24 protein-coding genes and 1 tRNA gene are annotated in these 21,051 nt (G+C 60.1%); 15 read left to right on the top strand and 10 right to left on the bottom strand.

What is annotated here, in order from left to right:
• Position 1: 1 nt before the first annotated feature.
• Positions 2-463 carry a (2Fe-2S)-binding protein gene (locus tag VHO05_RS07810; RefSeq protein ID WP_329646039.1) on the bottom strand — a complete coding sequence of 154 codons (462 nt, stop codon included), beginning with the start codon at positions 461-463 and terminating at the stop codon, positions 2-4.
• Positions 464-1,045: 582 nt separating this feature from the next.
• On the opposite strand from VHO05_RS07810, the gene VHO05_RS07805 reads away from it, so the two are divergent.
• From VHO05_RS07805 to VHO05_RS07775, 7 genes are all read left to right on the top strand, one after another.
• Positions 1,046-1,234 carry a hypothetical protein gene (locus VHO05_RS07805; protein ID WP_329646038.1) on the top strand — a complete coding sequence of 63 codons (189 nt, stop codon included), beginning with the start codon at positions 1,046-1,048 and terminating at the stop codon, positions 1,232-1,234.
• Positions 1,235-1,298: 64 nt separating this feature from the next.
• Positions 1,299-2,168, top strand: coding sequence for a cytochrome c oxidase subunit II (locus VHO05_RS07800; RefSeq protein ID WP_329646037.1), 870 nt, complete (start codon positions 1,299-1,301; stop codon positions 2,166-2,168).
• Positions 2,169-2,208: 40 nt separating this feature from the next.
• Complete coding sequence (locus VHO05_RS07795) at positions 2,209-3,963, top strand: cbb3-type cytochrome c oxidase subunit I (protein ID WP_329646036.1); 1,755 nt, start codon at positions 2,209-2,211, stop codon at positions 3,961-3,963.
• A gap of 10 nt (positions 3,964-3,973) precedes the next feature.
• Positions 3,974-4,690, top strand: a complete 717-nt coding sequence (locus tag VHO05_RS07790) for a cytochrome c oxidase subunit 3 (protein ID WP_329646035.1) — start codon at positions 3,974-3,976, stop codon at positions 4,688-4,690.
• 12 nt (positions 4,691-4,702) lie between these two features.
• A complete protein-coding gene (locus tag VHO05_RS07785; protein WP_329646034.1) occupies positions 4,703-5,425 on the top strand; it encodes a heme-copper oxidase subunit III family protein in 723 nt (240 codons plus the stop codon).
• A gap of 11 nt (positions 5,426-5,436) precedes the next feature.
• Positions 5,437-5,799, top strand: coding sequence for a cytochrome C oxidase subunit IV family protein (locus VHO05_RS07780; protein WP_329646033.1), 363 nt, complete (start codon positions 5,437-5,439; stop codon positions 5,797-5,799).
• A 130-nt stretch (positions 5,800-5,929) separates the two neighbouring features.
• Positions 5,930-7,102, top strand: a complete 1,173-nt coding sequence (locus tag VHO05_RS07775; protein ID WP_329646032.1) for an acyltransferase — start codon at positions 5,930-5,932, stop codon at positions 7,100-7,102.
• Between the two features lie 136 nt (positions 7,103-7,238).
• Here the strand turns inward: VHO05_RS07775 and VHO05_RS07770 are convergent, their stop codons facing one another.
• A complete protein-coding gene (locus tag VHO05_RS07770; protein WP_329646031.1) occupies positions 7,239-7,412 on the bottom strand; it encodes a hypothetical protein in 174 nt (57 codons plus the stop codon).
• Between the two features lie 372 nt (positions 7,413-7,784).
• On the opposite strand from VHO05_RS07770, the gene VHO05_RS07765 reads away from it, so the two are divergent.
• Positions 7,785-8,810, top strand: coding sequence for a flagellar motor switch protein FliG (locus tag VHO05_RS07765; RefSeq protein WP_329646030.1), 1,026 nt, complete (start codon positions 7,785-7,787; stop codon positions 8,808-8,810).
• Positions 8,811-8,904: 94 nt separating this feature from the next.
• Here the strand turns inward: VHO05_RS07765 and VHO05_RS07760 are convergent.
• Both VHO05_RS07760 and VHO05_RS07755 read right to left on the bottom strand, forming a co-directional pair.
• Positions 8,905-8,980, bottom strand: a tRNA-Lys gene (locus VHO05_RS07760).
• A gap of 205 nt (positions 8,981-9,185) precedes the next feature.
• On the bottom strand, positions 9,186-10,763 hold the full coding sequence (locus VHO05_RS07755) for a 2-isopropylmalate synthase (RefSeq protein ID WP_329646029.1): 1,578 nt from the start codon (positions 10,761-10,763) through the stop codon (positions 9,186-9,188).
• A gap of 348 nt (positions 10,764-11,111) precedes the next feature.
• Here VHO05_RS07755 and VHO05_RS07750 point away from each other — a divergent pair, with 348 nt between their 5' ends.
• Entirely contained in the window at positions 11,112-11,963 is an 852-nt protein-coding gene (locus tag VHO05_RS07750) for an LssY C-terminal domain-containing protein (RefSeq protein WP_329646028.1), read from the top strand.
• Here VHO05_RS07750 and VHO05_RS07745 read toward each other — a convergent pair.
• Positions 11,960-12,502 carry a DUF6790 family protein gene (locus VHO05_RS07745; protein ID WP_329646027.1) on the bottom strand — a complete coding sequence of 181 codons (543 nt, stop codon included), beginning with the start codon at positions 12,500-12,502 and terminating at the stop codon, positions 11,960-11,962. The genes VHO05_RS07750 and VHO05_RS07745 overlap by 4 nt on opposite strands.
• A gap of 261 nt (positions 12,503-12,763) precedes the next feature.
• On the opposite strand from VHO05_RS07745, the gene VHO05_RS07740 reads away from it, so the two are divergent.
• Both VHO05_RS07740 and VHO05_RS07735 read left to right on the top strand, forming a co-directional pair.
• A complete protein-coding gene (locus VHO05_RS07740; protein ID WP_329646026.1) occupies positions 12,764-13,297 on the top strand; it encodes a VOC family protein in 534 nt (177 codons plus the stop codon).
• Between the two features lie 319 nt (positions 13,298-13,616).
• Positions 13,617-14,168, top strand: coding sequence for a cytochrome b (locus tag VHO05_RS07735; protein WP_329646025.1), 552 nt, complete (start codon positions 13,617-13,619; stop codon positions 14,166-14,168).
• Positions 14,169-14,177: 9 nt separating this feature from the next.
• On the opposite strand, the gene VHO05_RS07730 is transcribed toward VHO05_RS07735, so the two are convergent.
• Both VHO05_RS07730 and VHO05_RS07725 read right to left on the bottom strand, forming a co-directional pair.
• Entirely contained in the window at positions 14,178-15,089 is a 912-nt protein-coding gene (locus tag VHO05_RS07730; RefSeq protein WP_329646024.1) for a PhzF family phenazine biosynthesis protein, read from the bottom strand.
• 105 nt (positions 15,090-15,194) lie between these two features.
• Entirely contained in the window at positions 15,195-15,944 is a 750-nt protein-coding gene (locus tag VHO05_RS07725; protein ID WP_329646023.1) for an NUDIX hydrolase, read from the bottom strand.
• A 191-nt stretch (positions 15,945-16,135) separates the two neighbouring features.
• On the opposite strand from VHO05_RS07725, the gene VHO05_RS07720 reads away from it, so the two are divergent.
• The 3 genes from VHO05_RS07720 (at position 16,136) to pqqA (ending at position 18,176) form a co-directional block, all read left to right on the top strand.
• Positions 16,136-17,431 (top strand): patatin-like phospholipase family protein, encoded by a 1,296-nt coding sequence (locus VHO05_RS07720; RefSeq protein ID WP_329646022.1) that lies wholly within the window; start codon positions 16,136-16,138, stop codon positions 17,429-17,431.
• Positions 17,432-17,439: 8 nt separating this feature from the next.
• Positions 17,440-17,916 carry a MaoC family dehydratase gene (locus VHO05_RS07715; RefSeq protein ID WP_329646021.1) on the top strand — a complete coding sequence of 159 codons (477 nt, stop codon included), beginning with the start codon at positions 17,440-17,442 and terminating at the stop codon, positions 17,914-17,916.
• A 170-nt stretch (positions 17,917-18,086) separates the two neighbouring features.
• Positions 18,087-18,176 carry a pyrroloquinoline quinone precursor peptide PqqA gene (gene pqqA / locus VHO05_RS07710; RefSeq protein ID WP_329646020.1) on the top strand — a complete coding sequence of 30 codons (90 nt, stop codon included), beginning with the start codon at positions 18,087-18,089 and terminating at the stop codon, positions 18,174-18,176.
• Positions 18,177-18,241: 65 nt separating this feature from the next.
• On the opposite strand, the gene VHO05_RS07705 is transcribed toward pqqA, so the two are convergent.
• Positions 18,242-18,988 carry a cupin domain-containing protein gene (locus VHO05_RS07705; RefSeq protein WP_329646019.1) on the bottom strand — a complete coding sequence of 249 codons (747 nt, stop codon included), beginning with the start codon at positions 18,986-18,988 and terminating at the stop codon, positions 18,242-18,244.
• Between the two features lie 260 nt (positions 18,989-19,248).
• Here VHO05_RS07705 and VHO05_RS07700 point away from each other — a divergent pair, with 260 nt between their 5' ends.
• Complete coding sequence (locus VHO05_RS07700) at positions 19,249-19,443, top strand: hypothetical protein (RefSeq protein WP_329646018.1); 195 nt, start codon at positions 19,249-19,251, stop codon at positions 19,441-19,443.
• 99 nt (positions 19,444-19,542) lie between these two features.
• On the opposite strand, the gene VHO05_RS07695 is transcribed toward VHO05_RS07700, so the two are convergent.
• On the bottom strand, positions 19,543-20,538 hold the full coding sequence (locus VHO05_RS07695) for a DUF1775 domain-containing protein (protein ID WP_329646017.1): 996 nt from the start codon (positions 20,536-20,538) through the stop codon (positions 19,543-19,545).
• A gap of 14 nt (positions 20,539-20,552) precedes the next feature.
• Positions 20,553-21,050 carry a copper uptake system-associated protein gene (locus VHO05_RS07690; protein ID WP_329646016.1) on the bottom strand — a complete coding sequence of 166 codons (498 nt, stop codon included), beginning with the start codon at positions 21,048-21,050 and terminating at the stop codon, positions 20,553-20,555.
• Position 21,051 lies beyond the last annotated feature (1 nt).

Below are 21,051 nucleotides of genomic sequence, written 5' to 3'. Positions count from 1 at the left end.
CTCACCTCACGGTTCCTGCAGCGGCGACCTTGATCGCGCTGCGAATGCGGACGTACGTTCCACACCGGCAAATGTTGCCGGACATGGCGTCGTCTATGTCAGCGTCGCTTGGCCTGGGGTTGCTGGCGACGAGAGCCGCTGCCGACATGATCTGTCCGGACTGGCAGTAACCGCACTGCACAACCTCGAGCTTGAGCCAGGCGTCTTGCACAGCCTTGCCCGCGGGCGTCTCGCCGATTGCTTCGATGGTCGTCACAGATCGACCCGCAACGTCGCCGATTGGGGTTACGCACGAGCGCGCGGGTTCATCGTCGAGATGCACGGTGCACGCACCGCACTGAGCGATGCCGCACCCAAACTTGGTTCCTGTCATGCCGAGAACGTCCCGCACGACCCAGAGCAGTGGCATGTCCTCGGGCACTGACACCGACACTGGTTTTCCATTTAGTGTGAAATCGACCATGTCGGACCTCCAAAGCTAGCTCTGGTATCTGGTCGTGCCCTCTGTGGGTTCGTCGAATGACGTCAAAGCCGTGCGCATTCGGCTCTGGCCTCCGAGGATAGACGGCGAAGACGTAATGTTTGGTCGTTAAGTCGCTCTGGCGGCAAACCGCACTTGGCATCGTACTCCTGCGGCGCGGATCGTGGGCGGTTGCAGGCGTGAACGTGTCAGACGCACTATTTAAGCGTCATGCTCAAATATAGCCTATCTCCGATTGTCGGCGTCCGCAAACCTCTTGCTCGGTGCCGTGGTCGACGGATCGAAATCGTATCCGTCGCCTGACCCGCTGCCGAAGATAACGGACATTTATTGCGGCTTACGAGCCCGACTCCGAATTTGGATCAATGCGACGCCAAGAACAGATCCGGGCGTTAAACATCTCTGGCCCGCTTTACCTATCCAAGCCTCATTGATACGGGTGCTACGGAGGAGTAACATGCGCTGGCGTTATGGGCGCACGATGCGACCAAGTGCTAGGCCGCAACGTGAGCTCTCTGTCACCCCCACTGATGTGCGCCCCATGAGGGCACGAGGGGTACGGCCATGGCGAGCTTGTTAGATATCAACGATGTCGTTGCGAGCCGTGCTCGCCTCAAAGTCCGCAGGATCGGCCCGGCGGACTTGAGAATCGTTCTGGCCAAAAGAATTCGCACCTTCCTTACCTTTCTGAAGCTCTCGTGGTCGCTCCCGATCGGCGTTGCCGTCGTGAGTGTCGAACCACGCTGCGCATGATGTGGAGAAGCTGATGGCCTCCTAGCCGCCGTTCGCGAGCCTCAGAGGCCAGGATGAAAAAGCGATGGCTATAGCGCTGGCTCTAGTACTCGTCGTCGTCGGATCCGTGTTGTTTCACCTCTGGAGTCCGTGGTGGATGACGCCGATTGCCTCGAACTGGCGCTACATCGACGACACGATTCTCATCACCTTCTGGATTACAGGGGTGGTCTTCGTGGCCGTGATCCTGTTCATGGCCTACTGTCTTGTTCGCTACCGCTACCGTCCTGACAGACAAGCTGCTTACGAGCCGGAGAACAAAAAGCTGGAGTGGGGATTGACGATCGCCACCGCGGTTGGCGTCGCGGCTATGCTCACCCCTGGCTTGTTCGTGTGGAACCACTTCATCACCGTCCCTGACGATGCCGTCGAAGTCGAGGCCGTGGGGCAGCAGTGGGCGTGGAGCTTCCGCTTGCCGGGCAAAGACGGGAAGCTCGGAATGGCGACCACCAACAACGTGAGCGATCAGAACCCGTTGGGTCTCGTCTCAGTCGACCCGAACGCCAAAGACGACATCATCATCCAGGGCGCAGACCTGCATTTGCTGGAGGGCAAACCGATCAAGCTCCTCATGCGGTCCATAGACGTGATTCACGATTTCTATGTCCCGGAGTTCAGAGCGAAGATGGACATCGTTCCAGGTATCGTCACCCATGTCTGGTTCATCCCCACTAGGACGGGCACCTTCGAGCTGCTCTGCGCCGAGATGTGCGGCATGGGGCACTACTCCATGCGCGGCCAAGTCGTCGTCGACAACGCTAAGGACTATCAGACCTGGCTCGACCAGCAGACGACATTCGGCAGCACAATGGCCCAAGCCGAACACCTCAAGACAGCAGCAGTGGGGCCCAGCCAGGGTGAAGAACACCCCGATGCAGCGCGGGTTCCACGGTGAAACTGCGAGAAACATAAGTCGAGAGCGAGGAGGCACCTTGATGGCCGACGTCGCACATGGCGCCTACGAGGGCGTCCGCCCCGCCGAAGTTCCAGATGTGGAGCTCTACCACCCGAAGAGCTGGTGGACGACATACGTCTTCTCTCAAGACGCCAAAGTCATCGCCATCCAATACGCGCTCACGGCCATGAGCATCGGCCTGGTCGCTCTGGTCCTGTCTTGGTTGATCCGAATTCAGCTCGCCTTTCCCGGCGTGCTTCCCTTCATCGACGCGCACGCCTATTACCAGATCATCACTATGCACGGCATGATCATGGTGATCTACCTGCTGACGGCATTGTTCCTCGGCGGCTTCGGAAACTACCTGATCCCACTCATGCTCGGCGCCAGGGACATGGTCTTTCCGTATGTCAATATGTTGAGCTACTGGATTTACCTGCTTGCGGTGCTCGTGCTCGTTGCCAGCTTCTTCGCGCCGGGCGGGCCCACCGGAGCAGGCTGGACCCTATATCCGCCTCAAGCCATCCTCGAAGGAACGCCGGGACAGGAGTGGGGCATCATATTGATGCTCTCGTCGCTCGCGCTGTTCATCATCGGCTTCACGATGGGAGGCCTGAACTACGTGGTGACGGTGCTCCAGGGCCGCACACGTGGAATGACCTTGATGCGCATGCCGCTCTCGGTATGGGGCATTTTCACTGCGACCGTCATGGCGCTGTTGGCTTTCCCAGCTCTGTTTGTCGGCGTTGTCATGATGATGTTCGACAAACTCCTGGGAACCAGCTTCTTCATGCCGTCGATTGCCCAAATGGGTCAGCATCTCTCGTACGGCGGCGGCAGCCCAATTCTGTTTCAACACCTCTTCTGGTTCTTTGGGCATCCAGAGGTTTATATCGTTGCCTTGCCGGCATTCGGCATTGTGTCCGACTTGATCAGCACGCACGCGCGCCGAAACATCTTCGGCTATCGCATGATGGTGTGGGCTATCGTCGCCATCGGTGCATTGAGCTTCGTCGTATGGGCGCACCACATGTACGTCAGCGGCATGAACCCGTATTTCGGGTTCTTTTTTGCCACCAGCACGCTCATCATCGCCATCCCGACAGCCATCAAGGTCTACAATTGGGTGTTGACCCTCTGGCGGGGCAACATCCATTTCACGGTGCCATTGCTTTTTGCCGTGGCGTTCATCGTCACATTCGTCAACGGCGGAATTACCGGGCTCTTCCTCGGTAACGTGGTCGTCGATGTGCCGCTGTCAGACACAATGTTCGTCGTCGCACACTTTCACATGGTGATGGGCGTTGCGCCAATCATGGTGGTGTTCGGCGCGATCTATCATTGGTACCCGAAAATCACGGGCCGAATGTACAACGAGACGCTGGCCCAGATTCACTTCTGGATCACGTTCCTCGGCGCTTATGCCATTTTCTTCCCGATGCACTACGTGGGCCTGATGGGCGTGCCGCGGCGCTATTACGAGCTCGGCGAGTCGCATCTGAGTTCGTCAGTGACCCTCAACCACTACATCACAATCGCCGCGTTGATCGTCGGCGCCGCACAGATGGTGTTCATCTTCAATATGGTCTGGAGCCTCTTCAAGGGGAAGGAAGCTGGCGGCAACCCCTGGCGAGCGACCACCCTCGAATGGCAGACACCTCATACGCCGCCGCGGCACGGCAACTGGGGCAAAGAGCTGCCGGTCGTCTATCGCTGGGCCTACGACTACAGCGTGCCGGGCGCTGCAGAGGATTTCATTCCGCAGAACCAGCCACCCGCTCCGCAAGGCGCCTAGAGGAAGCGGCATGACCATCATCGTCCTGTTCCTGGCTGTCGTATCATCCATCGCCGCCTGGTGGCTTTGGCACCAAGGTTTGACGTCAAAGCCGTGGCTGGAGGAGGGCGTGATCGGCGATGCGCGTGCCCCCGGCATGTCAACGACCTCTCCCTCGAAAGTCGGATTGGGCGTGTTCCTTGTCGTCGCCAGCACGCTCTTCATGCTTTTGATCAGTGCGTACGCGATGCGCATGCCCGCGAGGGATTGGTTGCCCTTGCCGATACCCAAAATGCTCTGGCTCACTACGGGCCTTCTCGTTTTGAGCAGTATTGCGCTGCAGAGCGCGCTGATGGCCGCACGCCGGGGATCGCTGGCCGGCGTGAGAGGCGGCCTCGTTGCAGGCGGCGTTTCGGCTCTCGCTTTTCTCTTCGGACAACTCGTGGCGTGGCGACAGCTCAGCACGGAGGGGTTCCTTCTGGCGGCCAACGTTGCCAATGCCTTTTTCTATTTGATGACCGCGCTACACGGACTGCATGTCTCAGGCGGGCTCGTGGCCTTGGGCAGAACCGGCGCCAAGGTGTGGAGCGACGATCAGTTCGAGCTCCCCGAGATTACGGCGAGCGTGGAGCTATGCGCCATCTATTGGCATTTCCTACTTTTCGTCTGGCTCATCCTATTCGCTCTGCTGATGGGATGGGGCAGCGATTTCCTCGAGATCTGCCGCCAGGTCTTCGCCGACCCGTAGGGATCCAGAGCCATGGCCGAAACAACACTAAGTGGACCACGCTCCGAGCATCTGCCGCCAGACGGCTGGGAAGGCGTTGCCGCCGATTGGTCGTCGGACCAGCGGGCGTTTAAGAACGTCTCCTGGGGGAAGGCCATGATGTGGATCTTCCTCCTCAGCGACACCTTCGTCTTCAGCTGTTTCTTGATTGGATACATGACGGCGCGCATGTCCACGCTCGCGCCGTGGCCCAACCCCAGCGAAGTCTTCGCATTGCATATTGGCGGCGAGAGCGTCCCTCTCATCCTGATCGCTATCATGACCTTCATCCTGATCAGCAGCAGCGGAACCATGGCGATGGCGGTCAACTTTGGCTATCGCGGCGATCGCGTAAAAACAGCCGTGTTTATGCTGATCACTGCTGCGTTCGGTGCGACGTTCGTCGGCATGCAGGCTTTCGAGTGGACGAAACTGATCTCGGAAGGCGTGCGGCCCTGGGGTAACCCGTGGGGCGCTCCGCAGTTCGGCTCGTCCTTCTTCATGATCACGGGCTTCCACGGCACGCACGTCACGATCGGCGTGATCTTCCTCCTCATCATCGCCCGCAAGGTTCTGCGCGGCGACTTCGACACCGGCAGGCGCGGATTTTTCACGAGTCGCAAAGGGAACTACGAGATCGTCGAAATCATGGGCCTCTACTGGCACTTCGTCGATCTCGTTTGGGTTTTCATTTTTGCGCTGTTCTATTTGTGGTGAGAGGGATCGTGATGCAAACAACGGCACATCTCCCGGCGGACGCGACAGTTGCGACGCACACCGAGGGCCAAACACACTCGATCAGGCTCTACCTCCTCGTTTGGGGGTGGCTGTTCGTGCTGAGCACCTGCTCCTATCTCGTCGACTATTTCCACGTTCAGGGATACCTGAGATGGTTCCTGATCCTCATGTTCATGATCGTGAAGGCGGGATTGATCGTCGGGGTCTTCATGCACATGGCATGGGAGCGGCTGGCATTGGTCTACGCCATCCTTGTCCCACCGGTGGCCGTGCTGGTCTTTGTGGCTATCATGGTGCTGGAATCCGACTACACGCATTTCCTGAGGCTGATGTTCTTCGGACCGGCCCCATAGGCTGGCCGCAGCACCTTCGCGCCAAGCATACACGTCACACCAAAAATAAGGTGGACGGTACGCCCTGCGCCGGTATGCTGATCGAAGTTCGCACCCATGGGAGCGGGGCGAAGCAGGGACGTCCGACTGTATGCGTGTTGCGTCTGAGAACCGGATTCCGGAGCTGGACGGCCTGCGTGGCCTCGCCGTGCTCATGGTGCTCGCCTGGCACTTCATTGGCTCGCCTTCGGGCGGGACGGACTACGCGAAGCCCTTCCATTACTTGACGGTCTTCGGGCGGACGGGCGTCGATCTCTTTTTCGTCCTCTCCGGGTTCCTGATCACGGGCATCCTGACAGACCACCGGCAATCGCCGCACCTATTGCCCGCTTTTTATGCGCGGCGCGCCCTCCGAATTTATCCTCCCTACATCGTGCTCATTGCACTCTACTGGACGGTTTTCTACGTGATGGGTCCCACGACCGTCGCGAACGCCGATGTCGTGCCGGTGTGGAAGCAAGTCCTGGCCCAGGTCACGTTCACCTGGAACTGGCTCATGGCCGCCTACAACGGCCCGATCGCGCAGGGGTTTACCGTCACATGGTCGGTGGCGATCGAGGAGTGGTTCTACCTGCTGCTGCCGGCCATCGTCATCTTCACGCCGCCGCGAAAGCTGGCGCTGACGCTTTTCACCATCGCGTGTTGCTCAGTCGCCGCAAGGGTTGGACTGCATCTCCTCTATCCGAGTGCCAAGCTGGCACCGTACGTGCTCACCCCAATGCGGCTCGACGGCCTGTGCTTTGGCGGACTGGTTGCGCTGGTGTATCGCGACGCGGACCTGATGGCCGAGCTCCGCGCGCGGCAGGACGAGCTGATGCGCTGGGCGCTGCGGCTTTGTCTGGCCATCCCGGTGATCATCGCGCTCATACGCGGAAAATCGCTCTATGCGCATATGAATCTCTGGGGCCACCTCTACCTCAGCATCGCGTACTCGATGCTGCTGATGGCCGTTCTGGTGTGCAAGGATGTACGGCAGCTGCGCTCAGGCGTTCTCCAATGGGCTGGACGGTATTCCTATTCGCTCTATCTCTTCCATCCGTTGTTCTTGTCACTCGTGTTCGTTCTGGCGGAGCGGAGACGGAGGTTCGACGAATGGGTGGACGTCGGGCTTGCGGCAATCGCCCTGGCCCTCACGATCGCCTTTTGTGTGGCGCTCTATCACGTGCTTGAGCGGCCCCTGATCGACTACGGCCGCGCGCGGTTCTCCTATCGCAACGGTTGGGCCGGTTCGCGCGTGCGACCCATCGAGGCAGATGTGAAATAGACGTGCCTGTGGGAAATCTCCGGGGACAACGCTAGAGCCATACGACATGGCTGCTTAGCGCAGCGGAGAGCAGGCGATAAGGCCCGTTATCCGGGCGAGCCATGTGTCCTCAAGAGAGGGGCTGCATGTGGCGAGCCTAGAAGGCGAGCTCGATCGAAATCCAGTTGGCGTAGCTCTCGCGCAGATAGTCGGTCGACGCCGGAGCTCCGGATCCGTCCACCGTGAGAAAACCAATTTCCGCACCTTCCGCGATGACACTCGAGACCTGTGTCTTCGAGAGGCCGAACCGCTTGGCGACTTGGGCCCGCAAGGGCTCGGCAGTTTATCAGACCAACTCTAGTCCGTACTATTTGCTCGAATATTGGATGTCAGAACGGGAAAATACACGGTCCGCTCGACCAAAGAAACTAGCCGCATCGGCGCTCAGTATACGCCAAATCTGGTGGAGGCATAGGTCGTGCGTTGGGGACGACGCAGCGCTATATCGAGGCTGATGTCGATGCACAGCGGAAGGTCGTGGATCTAGTGTAGGATGGAGCGCTACTTTTTGCTGAGGGCAAGGGTCCAGCTGCTCAACCTTCCTATCTTACAAACAATAACAGACGCACCGCTGCTATGATCCTCATCAAGCTGAAATGAGTCGCGGCTTGGCAATGGGGCAAATGCCCTTTTTGGAGGTGCGGTGGCTGCTGGACGCCATGGGAGCGAGCAACCTGCCCAAGAGCTGTCTGGGACAGCTAAGGCTGCGGCTATCCTTCTGGCAGTGAACAAGGATCTCGCAAGCCGCATCCTCAAGTATTTTGACGAGGAGGAGGTGAAGATCGTCGCGCAAGCCGCGAACGACCTTGGCACAATCTCGAAGGACACTGTCGACGGAATTATCGAAGAGTTTGCTGCCGACATAAGAAACGGCGTGGATATCACGGCAACAACCGAAAAAATCCAAGGGCTTCTGGAAGGCGTTCTTAGTCCCGAACAGATCGAAGCTCTCCTGGCTCAGACGGGTACCAAGTCGGCACATGCTGTCTGGCAGCAACTGAAGAAAATTCCCGATGTCGCTCTGAGCCAATACCTCCTGAAAGAACATCCGCAGGTAATTGCTCTTGTCCTTTCACGCGCAGAGCCCTCGACATCCGCAGGCTTGCTGAAGTTGCTCCCGCGCTTAGTGTCAAAAGAGGTCGTAACACGCATGTTGAGCCTCCGACCCATTCAGGAGCGCCCTCTCGTTTTGCTCGAATTTTCCTTTGTTCAAGACGTTCTTTTGAACCGACGCCGTGATTCCGACCTATCGCCCCACAGCCGCATGGCAGACGTCATCAACAAGATGGACCGTAAGTTGATGGATGAATGCTTGCAGTCGATCGGCTCATACAACGAAAAGGACGCCGAACTCATCCGCCAGCAGCTGTTCACGTTCGACGATCTCGGGAGATTGACGCCTCCTTCGCTCGTCACCGTGTTTGATGCGATATCGGTAGACCTTGTGGTCAAAGCGCTGTTCGGTGTGCCGAAGTCATTGATGGAAAAGATACTTGAGGCGGTGCCAAGTCGAGCTCGTCGTGCAATCGAGGTAGAGCTTGAAAGCGGTCCAGCCCCAAATGCGCGAGAGGTTTTGAAGGCGCAGCGCACGATCGCAGATGTCGCACTTCAACTGATGGAGCGTGGAGCCATCGAGATCCAAAGCGATGAAGCAGACGACGAGGGTTAGCCCATGTCATCATGGGAGGGGAGTTTATAGGTGTTTATAGATTTTACGCAGCATACGCATTAAATTTGCGAGCCGCCTAACATGTTGAAAAGAATGGTGGGTGATCACAGGCTCGAACTGTGGACCCGCTGATTAAGAGTCAGCTGCTCTACCAACTGAGCTAATCACCCACTTCTATGACCTGACGCCGCTTGGTGACGGCGAGGTGCCGGAGCTGAGAGCCCGCAGGCTCCTAGGACGGCAAAGGGCCCCTGAACGATTGTGCTCGAGGGCCCCAATTCCGGTTCGTCTACCACCACCCATTCCCCTTGTCCAGTCGCATGTGACGACGCCCTGTTCGGGCGCCGTCATTGCTGGGGACGAGAGGTGCCGCTCTCAGCCGAGCTGCTCGGCTTTTGCGGTTTTTTGCCGCTTTAACATCAGCTTGTTGAGGGCCGCAACGTAGGCGCGAGCTGATGCAACCATAGTGTCCGTGTCCGCGCCGCGGCCGGTGACCATTCTCCCGTCCTCGGCCAGGCGAACGGAGACCTCGGCCTGCGCGTCGGTGCCCTCGGTGACGGCGTGCACTTGGTAGAGTTCGAGCTTGGCCGTATGCGGGACCAGCATGCGGATGGCCGCGAAAATGGCGTCCACCGGGCCGTTGCCGTTCGCGTGTACGGTCTGCTGTGCGCCGTCGATGTCGAGCGTCAGCGTCGCCGACTGCGGACCGCTCGTGCCGGCGATCACCTGCAGCGCCACGACTTTCATGCGGTCGTGGGCGTGCGCGATCTCCTCGTCGACCAGCGCCTCGATGTCCTCATCGTAGACATGCTTCTTGCGATCTGCGAGCGCCTTGAAGCGATTGAAGGCATCCTCGAAGGCATTCTCGCCGAGCTCGTAGCCGAGCTCGCGCAACTTGGTGCGGAACGCGTTGCGGCCCGAGTGCTTGCCCATGACCAGCGAGGTCTTGCCGACGCCGACCGATTCCGGCGTCATGATCTCGTAGGTCTGCTGGTGCTTCAGCATGCCGTCCTGATGGATGCCGCTCTCATGTGCGAAAGCGTTCCGGCCGACGATGGCCTTGTTGTACTGCACCGGAAAGTTGGTGACGGCCGAGACGAGTTTCGACGCGCGCGCCAGCATCGTGCTCTCGATACCGGAGCGATAGGGAAGAGCATCGCCACGCGTTTTGATTGCCATCACGATCTCTTCGAGCGCAGCGTTGCCCGCCCGCTCGCCGATGCCGTTGATGGTGCATTCGATCTGCCGCGCACCGGCCTTCAAGGCCGCGAGTGAGTTTGCGACCGCCAAGCCGAGATCGTTGTGGCAGTGGGTCGAGAAGATGGCCTTGTCGGCATCCGGCACGCGCTCGCGCACCGCCCGGAACATCTCGCAGTATTCCTCAGGCGTGGCGTAGCCCACGGTATCGGGCAGATTGATCGTCGTGGCGCCCGCCTTGATGGCCGCTTCCACGCACTGGCACAGATAGTCGATGCCGGTGCGCGTCGCGTCCATGGCGCTCCATTCCACGTCCTCGACGAGGTTGCGCGCGCGGGTGACCGTGGCGGTGATGATCTCCAGCACGTCCGCCTCGCTCTTCCGCATCTGGTAGGCGAGATGGATCGGAGACGTTGAGACGAACGTATGGATGCGTCCGCGCTGGGCATGGCGGACGGCCTCGCCGGCCCGGTCGATGTCCGCATTAATGGCACGGGCAAGTCCCGCGACAGTCGCACGCTTTACGCGCTTGGCGATGGCCGAGACGGCTTCGAAGTCACCTTCCGAGGCGATTGGAAACCCGGCTTCGATAATGTCGACGCCCATCGTGTCGAGGCACTCGGCGACTTCGAGTTTTTCCTCGAACGTCATCGTCGCGCCGGGGCATTGCTCGCCGTCGCGCAAGGTAGTGTCGAAGATGACGACTTTGTCGCCGGTCGCGTCCTGGGCAGTCGCGTCCTGATGTGCAGCAGTCATTGAAATGTGGTCCTTCCTCGGGGCCAGCCGTTTCGAAGGCGTGGCGGAGATCCTATCAGCGTTTGGTCTCGCATCCCCTGAGCACCTGCCCGGCAGGTCGCCGGGCCCCCGGTTCTCAGGGGCTGATAAGGAGGAGGGTCAGGAGGAGCGCGCGACGACCGCGGGGCCGCTGCGCGGGAGCCGCGCCGGCTGCAAAAAGATCGAAGCTGGTAACCTTGTGGCGCATAAAGGCGCGTCTCTTCAGGTGAAAATCGCTCACAGGCGCTACAATAAGCCAATAGTGCCCGTGAATTGCAAGGGGGTGCTGGCCCACGGGCCACGCCCACATCGTCGCAAAGGACCAATCCGATGTCCCAAGAGGCGCCCTCGAAGTCACGAATTTGGCGCCTGACGCAGGTTCTGGCCATCCTCGTAGGCGTTTACGTGCTCACAGCCTATGTCGTGCTACCCGCCCTTTGGTTCGACTATGAGCACCAGCCGGGGCTCGCCGGACGCAATATGGTGACCACCACGCGCCAGGGCATCCCGGGCGATCCCCTCAATGTTGGCGTGGTGGGCTCCAAGGAGCAGGTCGCCTACGCGATGAACCTTGCGGGCTGGAAACCCGCAGACGCGATCACGTTGCGGAGCAGTATCGATATCGGCCTCAGCGTCGTTCTCGACCGGCCGTATGCGGATGCGCCTGTCAGCAACCTCTATCTCGATGGGAGAAAGCAGGACCTGGCGTTCGAACGTCCGGACGGCACCAGCGCCGACCGTCGTCATCATGTTCGTTTCTGGCATATTCTCGACAAGGGCGTGGAAGGCCATGGCGTCTGGCTCGGCTCGGCGACCTTTGACCGCGGTGTGGGCGTGAGCCACGACACGCTGCAGATCACGCATCATATCGATCCCGATATCGACCGCGAACGCGCCTTCGTCATCGCCTCGCTCAAGGACGCAAACGTCGTCCAACAGACCTATCAGGTGACCGGTACGGGTCCAACATTGAACGGACGCAATGGCGAGGGCGATCGCTATTACACCGATGGCGAGATCACGATCGCGGTGCTCGATCCGAACCTGGATCCGAAGTCAGAGGCGCGCGAAGCTGTGACACCCGTGGCCAAGCATTCACGGGCTCAAGCCATCAAGCATCGAATTTGGACGGCGATACTCGCAACCGCACGCGCCGTAGGAATCGTACCAACAGAACACTAGAATTCGTCCAGTTCCGAAATAGCGTCGCCCATTGCAGTCTGCCGTGCGGCGATCCTGCTGTCGCGCGTTGCGGCCCAGAGCAGCGCAACCAGAAGCAACGGCCGAACAATCGAAACCACGAGTAGGATGCCGATGTTGCCGGCGGCGTAATTGCCGGTGGAGAGCGCGTCGTTGATATGCCCATAGACGACGCCGACATAAAACAACGCCGCGTAGACCACGACCGCCGCGCGAAAATCGAGCGAGCGCCAGAACGAAACAATGGCCGTGACGCCAAGCGCAATGTCGGCGACGCCCACTTCGAACTGGAACGGGCTTACCTGCCAACCGATGAAGTCGGCGGCCGTTTCAGGGGCAAGCACGTGATAGAGCCCCGCCCAGAGCGCATCGGCACCGACTGGGAGCAGAAGGATCCATCGCAGAAAGTGATCGGCTTTCGAAAGCGCCTGGCGGCTGGTCAAAGCAGCGAGGAGAAGTGCCGTCACGAATAGGAATAAAGGAACGTTGGTCAGAATGACCCGACATATATCTTCCAACATGCTGCTCACCTGTTTCAGTTCGGTGCGCACGCTCTGTTTATACATCCTGCGAGCCGGAAAGTTCGCGGCGGGAAGAAATTAACCTTGCCATTTGAATGACTTGTTCCGTCTCGCCGGCTTCAATCCGTGTTGCCTCCAAAAAGTCTGCTCCCGGATGTCGGATCGTTTCTCCGCCGTTCGTCCTTTCGGCAGGGAACCAGCCGCACAGGCGGTCATTCGTTTCCGAGGGTTTAGATTGAGGTATCAGGGAAGGAGATCGCCATGGCAAAGGCAGCAACCAAAGCAAAATCGACTGAGAAGGCCGCTCCGGCCAAGCCAGCGAAGCAGAAATGGGATTCGAGCAAACTACACACTGTAACGCCACATCTGGTGTGCTCGAGTGCCGCCAAGGCCATCGACTTCTACAAGGAGGCGTTCGGCGCTGAGGAGGTTATGCGCCTTGCAGGTCCCGACGGAAGCCTGTGGCACGCCTGTGTCACGATAGGCGATTCCGCGGTTATGCTGGTCGACGAGTTCCCTGGCATGGGCTCAGTGGGGCCAAAGGCGCTCAAAGGCACGCCGGTCACGATCCATCTCAATGTGCCCAACGTCGATGCAGTCGTTGAGCAGGCCGTGGCCGCCGGAGCGAAAGTGATCATGCCGGTTTCTGACATGTTCTGGGGCGATCGCTACGGAATTGTCGAGGATCCGTTCGGACACAAATGGTCGGTCTCAACGCAAGTGCGCGCGATGACGGTCGAGGAGATCAAGGCCGCGATGCCGGCCTCATCTGATTGCGATGACACGGCCGCATAGTGGCTGCGCGAATGTCATTCCAAACCGATTAGAATGACATTCGCGTCGCCGGTTCGTCATCAATCTCTTTGAAGACGGCATCGATAACGCTGAGCCCTATCTAGGATCATCCTGGCCGCATCGCGCCGGTGAAGAGCGCCTTGCACGATCCCGAAGAGCTCCCGTGCACATTCATGCCCACTGGAGCCTGCGAAAAGCCCACAGCGAGCTTTGCCGAGAGCAGCCCGCATTTGATCGAAATCAAAATCAGACTGGGCGCCGACCGACAGAATCGGCTTCAAAAGATTTGAAAACGAGATCGGGACGAAGGCGCTCGAAAATGACGTTATCCCAAGGTTCAGACCGCTACTCCTCCGCCGTGATAGCCCTTCATTGGCTCACCGCCATGCTGATTGCATTGGCTTACGCGACAATTGAACTGCGGGTTTTCTTCGAGAAGGGAAGTGAGCCGCGCGAGCTGATGAAGGCGTTGCACTTCATGATCGGGCTCACGGTACTTCTTGTGGTCGTCCTCCGTATCGCGGCGCGCCTTGCGAGCAGCACTCCGCCGATACATCCCGCACCGCCATCCTGGCAGGCATTCGCGGCCCGCAGCGTTCACGTCCTTCTGGCCGTGTTCATGGTCGCAATGCCTCTCCTGGGATGGTCGATCTTGAGTGCCGGCGGGCATACGATCCCGTTCTGGGGCTTGTCCTTGCCTCCGATCACCGCGGTCGACAAAGACGCGGCAAAGTCGATGAAGGAGATCCACGAGATGATCGGGACCGTTGGATACTTCCTGATCGGCGCGCACGCTCTTGCGGCCCTGGCGCATCACTATATCCAGAAGGACAACACCTTGACGCGCATGATCCCTCGCCGGGCAGGTTAACCAGCCCGGTCACACATCGATCGTGCCTTCGGTGACGCGCACGGCCGAGCCGCCGATGCGAACGCTCGTGAGCTTGCCGCCGTCCACGATCAGGGTGAGGACAATCTGGCTGGGCCGACCCATCTCGTAGCCCTGCTCGACGATCCGCCGGTGGGTGCCGTCAGGCAATCTGTCGAAGTGATGGACGACGCCCGTTAAGCCAACCGCGGCGGAACCCGTTGCGGGATCCTCGGGAATGCCAACCTCAGGCGCGAACATCCGCACATGGAAGGCACTTGAAGTGTGCTCGCATTGGCGCGTGTAGAGATAAGCGCCGACGACGCCCTGCTGCTCGAAGGCACGCTCCCAGTGCGCACCATTGACACGCGCCCGTCGGATCGCATCCAGCGACGCTACCGGAACGAATGCGAAGGTGTTTCCAGCAGCGAAGCATAGCGGTGTGTGGTTCTCGAAACCGATCTCGCTCGGAATGAGTCCGAGGCCGGCGGCAAGCACATCCGACGGCGGCAGTACGCCGGCTTCCGCGGGGAGCTTTGGGGCGTCGAACTCGGCGAAGGCTGGCGTGCCATTGCGCACCCGAACGCCGACACGAACGGTTCCGATCGCCTGCTCGAGTACAACAAGGGCGTCCGCCTCGCCGTTCTGAGCTGGCGCCTTGAGCTCGGCCAGAAGGACTGCCGTACCGACAGTCGGATGACCGGCGAAGGGGACTTCGCTGCGAGGTGTGAAGATGCGCATTTTGGCCGAATGCGCCGGGCGGGTGGATTTCAGGACAAATACGGTCTCCGAGAGATTGAACTCGCGGGCGATCGCCTGCATCTGGGAGGTGGAAAGGTCATCGGCATCCAGCACGACCGCAAGCGGGTTCCCGCCGAAGCGATGGTCTGTAAAAACGTCGAGCGTAGAGAACTTGAGCGCCATGAACCCGTCCTGAGCGGTGCTTCTGTCTATGGGGAAGCACGAGCAATTGTTGAAGCGCGCGCACTCTGCCTCATTCGATGCTCGGCTCCAAGCGCTGGACGCGCCTCACGCAAAACTTTTCAAGCCCGGCAGCTCTCGAAGAAGCGCCCGCGCATAGTCCGGCATTGTCAGGTCGGCGGGTGCGTCGCCCGAGGGTACGAGCAGAACGCTGGCAAGCTCACTCTTGGGATCGTCGGCAATGTACCTGGCGCAATGGCCCACGAGTTCCGCATCGCCCAGTGTGGATTGGAAGCGGACTGCGATTGAAAGTACGGGCCCTGCAACGGCAATCAGGTAGCCACCAGACCGGCGCAGGGCGACTGAGCCTAGCCCGGTTTCCTCCCGCACCTCGCGGAGCACGCCGCCCTCGATGTCAATCGTCCCCTCCGGCTGGACGTCCGCCGGGTCGATGAAGCCGCTCGGCGGATAACAGAGCCCGCTGTTGAGGTTGCCATCTCGCTGCCGTCCGAGCAGCACTTGCCCCGTTAGCGAAACGATGAGCGCCGACCCAAACGCGTCCATGACACTTCGATCTGGCCATCCCGATTCACGCCAATAGAGGAAGCTCTTGAAGTCCGTGCGTACGAAGCGTGCGGAAAGGAGCCCGGCCGCGGAAACGGAATACGCCGCAAGCAGATGAACAGTACCGTTGAAAAAATTCGGCGTTTGCCGAAGCCGCTGCGCCCAGTGTGCATCGATCTCGGCGCTATGGACGTCGGCGAAGGACCACCGATCATCCGAGACCCGAAAATCCAATCCCGTTACGGGAAAGACCCGGGTCACGTCGCGGTCCCATAAAGGCTGAGGCTGGTTCATCTCGGTGTCCGCCGAACTGGTTAACGGCTGGGACATAGCGGAAGGAGCCGCGCCTGAAAAGGATGAAGGCCCTGCAACTTAGCGGGCAGAAACTTGCGGCAAGGTGGCCGCTGCCGGGGTAAGCCACTAAAGTGACATAAGGTACGCTGAAAAGATCCGGGCGAGAGCACGGGCAACGGGGCCGGCGTGCAATGTCACGAGTTCACGTATCCAACACGGCGTCGATAGGGGCACAGCCCACGGATCTCCGTGCGTCTGGTCGCCTTGTTTCGCTCGCGGCTGGCGCTGGGGTTCTTATCGCGACGATACTGTTGTCCGCTTGCGCAACGATCGACCGGCTGCCGGCCGTACCTCTAGCGCTCGCCTCCGAGATCAGACCCCTCGATATTCCCTATGCCCGCTTTTATGCCGACGGCGATCCGGCGGACATGCACGCGCTTGCGAAGGAAGTGATCGCCAAGGCGCGTGCCGCGCGCGTCGCAGCGGGTCAGAAAGCCGATGCGTCGACAACCACCTTCCTTGCCATCTCCGGAGGTGGAGACGACGGCGCATTTGGCGCTGGGCTCTTGGTCGGCTGGACAGCTCGTGGCGACCGCCCGCAATTCAACGTCGTCACCGGCATCAGTACGGGCGCGCTGTCGGCACCCTTTGCGTTCCTTGGGCCGGAGTACGACGACAAGCTGAAGCAGGTCTACACCGAGACCAGCGCGGACGACATATTCAGCAAAGAGCCAATCCTCGGTCTGCTTTCAGGCGATGCCGTCACGGACTCGACACCGCTCAAGAACCTGATCAGCAAGTTCGTCAACGAGGAAATGATCCGGCGCATTGCCGTCGAATATGACAAAGGCCGCTTGCTGCTCGTCGCCACCACAAATCTCGATCAAGCCCGCTCCGTCATCTGGAATATCGGCGCGATTGCCAAAAGCACGGATCCCCGCGCACGCGATCTCATCATTGAGGTGTTGCGCGCATCGGCCTCGATTCCCGGCGCGTTCCCGCCCGTCATGCTGGACGTTACCGTGGACGGAAGACGCTACGAGGAGATGCACGTCGACGGCGGCGCCATGAGCCAGATGTTTCTTTACCCCCCGTCGTTTCAGTTGAAGTCGGTCACGCGCAACTCGAAGAGTCACAAGGACGTGGCCTACATCATCCGCAACGGCCGCTTGTTCCGGCCAGAGCAGTCGGTCAAGCGGCAGACGCTCGCGATTGCCGGTCAGGCCATCGCAACTATGACGGCCGCCAACGGCGCCAACGACCTCTACCGGATCTATCTCACGACACAACGTGACGGCATCGACTATAACCTCGTGTATCTCGACGACGAATTCGCCGTTCCCTACGTAGGTCCCTTCGACAAGACCTACATGAACACGCTTTTCGAGTTCGGCTATCGCAAGGGTTCGGGCGGTTTCCAGTGGCACAAGGCGCCGCCCGGCTACGAACTGGCGACCGGCGGGGCCACGTCCGCTAGCCCGAATTGAGAAAACGCATGGGCAATCCAGATACCGCCGAGCGGCTCTACCTCGAAGACCTGCCCAAGGGACGACGCTTCACCACGGCGTCGGTCTCCGTCGACTCCGAGGCCATCAAAGCATTCGCGGCGAGCTTCGATCCACAACCTTTCCACCTCGACGAGGCAGCCGCCGAGAAAAGCTTTTTCGGTGGCCTTGTCGCGAGCGGTTGGCACACCGCCTCGCTCACCATGCGTCTCCTGGTCACGAGCGGACTGCCCATCGCGGGCGGTGTGATCGGCGCGGGTGGCGAGGTACAATGGCCGCGTGCGGTGAAGCCCGGAGACGAGTTGCACGCCGTTTGTGAGGTCATCGACGCAAAGCGATCCGCATCGCGGCCAGACCGCGGAATGGTCACAGTCCGCACCGAAACGCTGAACCAGAAGGGCGAGGTCGTGCAGATCATGACCGCGCGGCTCGTTGTACCGAGCCGTAAGAAACAGGCATCTGCCTAGGGGGCCAGGGTGTCATGGCTTCAGCGTCCCCAGTGTTACACCATAGCATCAGTGTCACTTATGAGGCGTCATGGAAAATACGATTGGCTGGGCGCGCCGCCGCTCGCGTATGTTGAAGCTATAAGACCGGCGGATGAAGAAAGTCCGCGTTTAACCCAAGGAGACGCCCCATGAAGACCTGGATGAAGCCCTCGGTTCGCGAGCAGGAAGTCGGCCTCGAGGTGACCTCGTACATGCCGGCTGAGATCGATCTCGTCTAAGTCGATCGGCTTTCAGTCGAATTCGAGCGGCGGTTGCGAAAGCAGCCGCCGTTTTTGTTTGTCGTCTACACGCTGGGCGTGAAGCTCGCGAAGAGCTTGAGAACCGGCGCGGTGCTGGCCCAGCCCACAGTCGCGCCCTTGGGCACGAAGCACGTATCGCCCGCAACGAATGTTTCCTCGCGCCCCTTGTCGTCGGAGAGCGTCACGGCGCCTTCGATGATATGCATCAGCTCGTGATGCGGAAACGCGATCGCTTGTCTTCGGTAAGGAGACGCCGACCACAGCCCCGTCGTCAGTCGTCCGGTGAGGTCGGTGAAGGCGGTGGCCTCGCGGCACACGGGAGCGGGGCCCTCGAGAAGCGCGGCATCAGGCCCTTGTGCAGGTGCGAAAGGCAGGGCTCCGTCGATTTTCTGCGCGCGAAGAGCCGCGGGATTCTCCGACGCGAGCCCGGAGCTGTCGCTGTGTATGACAAAGAATTTCTTAAGGTCGCCCTCCTGCCGCCAGGAGCACACCGTGCCCTTCGGGATGAAGAACGCTTCGCCTGCTTTCACATCGAGGCTGCTTCCATCGGCGTGGTCGATTGTCACAGAACCTTCAAGCAGGAGCATAACTTCATTCGTCGACCACGGTCCCATGCGGCCCGTCATCGGTGAGCACGCCCACACGCCGACCAGGAGTCCGGTGTACGCATCGTCGAGCCACAGGTGGCCGTATTGTTGCCCGGTTCCCGCGATCAGTTCGTCGCTGGGCATCCGCCCCCAGTCCTCGAGCTGCCCGTCACCATCGGCAGAGAGGCGCACAAATCCTGACATGGAACTTTTTCCCGCTTTCGATGGTCTGACGTGACGGACGTAGGACCCGTGCCATTGCGCAGCGCGTCATGACACGGTTGTGAAATAGTCAGAAGATATTTTCACTTTTGCCGCACGTTCGCTTGGGTATGTACTCGAAGCTCGGGGGAAAGAGAAGAAAGGAGCCAACAACGCCAGACAGAGACGAGGGAACCGGCTACGAACCAATGAGTTTTCGCCGGGCAACTGAGCAGATCAATCGAAACGGAGTAATCCGCTGCATGAAAAACTCAGCCGCTCATACGAAGACAGCCGCGACTGTCACCTATCTCCCCCTGAAGGATCGCAAATTCACGACGGTCAACTACGAGCCAATTCGCTTTCCCTGGACCGAGGAATTGGAACGCCGCCGCAGAGCCGTTGCCCGCTGGAGAGGCGACGACACAGGTCTCAAAGAGACGATGACGCGCGACTAGCGCGCGTCATGAGGTCGATGAAGTATCGACATTGAGGTCAGCACTTTGCGACCTCGAATTTGAAAGCTGAAAAGCCAGATCGCGAACTGCCGCAGCCACTCAATGGTGGCTGTGGCCGCTATGCTCATCACCGCCCTTTTTCGCATCGTTTGCACCGAGTCCGCGAACGGGAAGCTCCACGGTCCCGGTCGCGCCACTCTTGAACATGAGCGTGACGGGGATTCGGCTTCCCTCGGCGAGTGGCTGCTTCAGATCCATGAACATGAGGTGCATTCCGCCGGGCTTGAACTCGATGATTCCGCCTGCCGGGATCTCGATGCCGTCGGCCATGCGGCGCATCCGCATAACGCCGTCGGTCATCGTCATGTCGTGAATTTCGCCGCTACCCGCAGCGGGCGTCGTCACAGAGACGAGCGTATCAGCGGTCGTGCCGGTGTTGCGGATGGTGAGATACCCGGCGCCCACCTTTGCGCCCTCCGCGGTGGCACGCGTCCAAGCACCCTCGATCGCGAGCGAGCCGATCGAGGCCGAACCGGCATCGGCTGCTTTCGCGCTGACGCCGCCCGTTTCGGCGGCGATTTTCAGCACCGCTGCCGGAGCCTTGAGGGAATGCGCATCGACACCGGCGGCAGGTATCTCGACCCACTTGAGCTCGCCCTTCGGGCACACCTGTACCACCTTGAAGTAGAGGTTCACACCGGGGTCGAGCTCTTTCGCCAGGAAGCCCGAAGCGACGAACTCGTCGTAGTAGTCGTCCGGCAGCTCCCCGCCAGACCATTCGATCTCCTTGACCCCCTCGCTGATCGGCCCGTGATAGAACCCATAGCTCTGCGCATAGGGGCCGCGCACAGTCTTGAGCGTCCAACCCGGCTTCGGCATCGGTTTCACGCCGATGAAGCCTTCGGGGATCTCGACGCGCACCGTGTGCGTCGGCGATCCGTCGCAACCATGCGGAATCTTGAGCACCGCCTTGTACGAGGCGCCGCGCGGCGCTTCACCGCGTTCGAGGCCCACGTGCGCTTGCGCCTGAGAGACGAATGGCGCCAGCAAAAATAGCGCGAGCGATTGTAAGGGGCGGGGCAGCCGAAAAGTCATGACGACACCTTTGTTTAATGATTGTGTTGATGATGGGCATCCGGGTGATGCGTGTCCGCGTCACCAAAAACTGTGCCCTCGAAGAGTGAGAACTTCGCGCGCCGTTCGGCCGGCGCGCGCGCTTCAGCGGCGGATAGATCCTCCGCAATCTTGTTGGCATCCGGTGCTGGGACGCCAGCCTCTACAAGCCCCGAAGCGCTCTTGAGCGGGTCTCCGCTGCAGAGGACGACCTTCCAACGCTCGTCCTCCTTGCGCAAGAGCGCTCGCCCGCCCCGGTCGCCTTGTGTCCAGCTGGCGACAGCGAATTGACCCGAGATCACCACTGGGTCTGTTTCAACCTTGCTATCGGGTTTGTCCCAAGTCGCGCCGATTAAGGATGTAATGGCGTGCGTCTCGTGATCTTGCGCGTGTGCCGAGCCGGAAAAGTGGATGGCGCACGTGAGCGCCATCCACGCATGCGCAACTAGCGCCACGAGCGTTCGGGAGACGGGAGCGTGACGCAGACGGCGCATG

This window comes from Hyphomicrobium sp., assembly GCF_036262015.1.
In the GTDB taxonomy this organism is placed as follows: Bacteria; Pseudomonadota; Alphaproteobacteria; order Rhizobiales; family Hyphomicrobiaceae; genus Hyphomicrobium_C.
Note: the sequence above shows the minus strand (reverse complement) of the source record. Positions and strands in the feature narration are given on the sequence as shown.